This window comes from Streptosporangium sp. NPDC004379 (assembly GCF_042873875.1).
Classification (GTDB): domain Bacteria; phylum Actinomycetota; class Actinomycetes; order Streptosporangiales; family Streptosporangiaceae; genus Streptosporangium.
In genome coordinates this window covers 1-1,928 of sequence record NZ_JBIAMC010000040.1, presented here as the reverse complement: position 1 = coordinate 1,928, position 1,928 = coordinate 1, and the positions used below count along the sequence as shown (strand labels likewise).

The 1,928-nt window shown below is 75.8% G+C and carries 1 protein-coding gene; it reads right to left on the bottom strand.

The window, feature by feature from the left end; all coding sequences use genetic code 11:
• Window positions 1-1,928, bottom strand: a 1,928-nt coding sequence (locus ACFYSC_RS36820; protein ID WP_389971030.1) for a polyketide synthase dehydratase domain-containing protein, incomplete at both ends; no start/stop codon positions are given.

The following is a 1,928-nucleotide window of genomic DNA, read 5'->3' as shown; positions in this document are numbered from 1 at the left end:
CCAGCAGCAGATCCCGCACCCCGTGCCGCACCACCAGATGCCGGGCCGTCAACGCACCCAGACCACCGGTCCCACCGGTCACCAGAACCGTCCCCTCCGTCACCGGGACCGGCCCGGCCGCGGGACCGCGGCGGACCAGGCGGGGCGTCAGCAGGGCGTCGCCCGTGGCCGCGAACTGGGTCTCGCCCGCCGCGACGGCCGCGGCCACCCGGTCCCAGTCGCGGAAGCCCGCCGGCACCTCGGCCAGGACGAGGCGGCCCGGCTGCTCGGTCTGCGCCGACCGCACCAGCCCCCACACCGCCGCCGCGGCGAGGTCACCGGACCGGGTCACGAGGACGAGCCGGGAGCCCGCGAACCGCTCGTCACCGAGCCAGCCCTGTACGAGGTCGAGCACCTGGCGCAGACCGTCGTGGACCGAGTACGGCAGGTCGTCGGCGTCTCCCCGGCAGGGCGCCAGCACCAGGCCGGGCACCTCGCCCGCGCTCATGTCGGCCAGCGAGAACAGGTCGTAGTAGCGCGGCGCGGGCGTCCCGGCCGCCGCCAGGCCGGCCTCGATCTCGTCGGCGAACTCGTCGAACCCGACCACCGCCCACCGCGCGTTCCCCGGGGCGCCGGTCGCGGCGGTCTCGGTCCATTCGAGCGCGTAGGGCGCGGTCCCGGTGGAGGGGCGGGCGGCGCTCCTCGGGGTCTCGCGGAGTGCCAGGGTCTCGACGCCGGCGATCCACTCGCCCGTGCCGTCGAAGAGCGCCAGCGCGATCCGGCCGCCGCCCTTCTCCGTGATCCGTACGCGGAGGGCGTCGGCGCCGCGGGCGGACACGCGGAGGCCGCTCCAGGAGAACGGCAGCAGCAGGGTGTCCCCGTCGTGGCCCGACTCGTGGACGGTCAGATGCAGGGCCGCGTCCAGGAGGGCGGGGTGGAGGGTGAAGCGGCCGGCGTCCCCGCGCACCAGGTCGGGCAGGGCGACCTCGGCGTAGGCGTGGCCGTCCGCGTGCCAGGCGGCGCGCAGGCCCTGGAAGGCGGGGCCGTAGTCGTAGCCGCGTCCGGCGAGCCGGTCGTACACATCGGTCAGATCGACCGCGGTCCCCTCCGGCGGCCAGGACGTCAGCCGCTCGGAGGCGGTCGCCGGAGCCGTGCCGAGCAGGCCGTCCGCGTGCGCCGTCCAGGGATCGTCGTCGGACCGCCGGGCGTGGACGCCGACCGTGCGGCGGCCCTGATCGTCCGGCCCGCCCACGACCACCTGCACCTGTACGGACCCGGACTCGGGCAGGAACAGCGGCGCGTCCAGCGTCAGGTCCTCCAGCAGGTCGCAGCCCGCGTGGGCGGCGGCCTCCAGCGCCAGTTCGGCGAAGGCCGTGCCGGGCAGCAGCACCGCGCCGTCCACGGCGTGGTCGGCCAGCCACGGGGTCGTGGCCGGGGACAGCCGTCCGGTCAGCAGGAAGCCGTCGGCGGCGGCGAGCGGGACGATCCGGTCGAGCAGCGGATGCGGGGAGGAGCCGGAATCCGTCGCCACCGGATCGAGCCAGTAGCGGTCGCGCTGGAAGGCGTAGGCGGGCGGGCTCACGGCGGGACGCGAACCGGATCCAAGGACCGCCGTCCAGGAGACCTCCGCGCCCAGCGTCCACGCCTGGGCCAGGGAGAGGAGCATCCGGCGCGGACCGCCCTCGTCACGGCGCAGCGACCCGCACACCCCGGCCTCGACCCCGGCGGCGCGGCAGCTGTCCGTCACATTCCCGAGCAGCACCGGGTGCGGGCTGACCTCGATGAACACCGGCGAGTCCGGCTCGGCCGCGGTTCTGATCGCCTCGTCGAACAGCACCGGACGGCACAGGTTGCCGATCCAGTACGTCTCCGTCAGGGTCGTGCCCTCGACGAACGCCGCCTCGACCGAGGAGCAGAACCGCACGTCGCCCTCGACCGGCCACACCCCG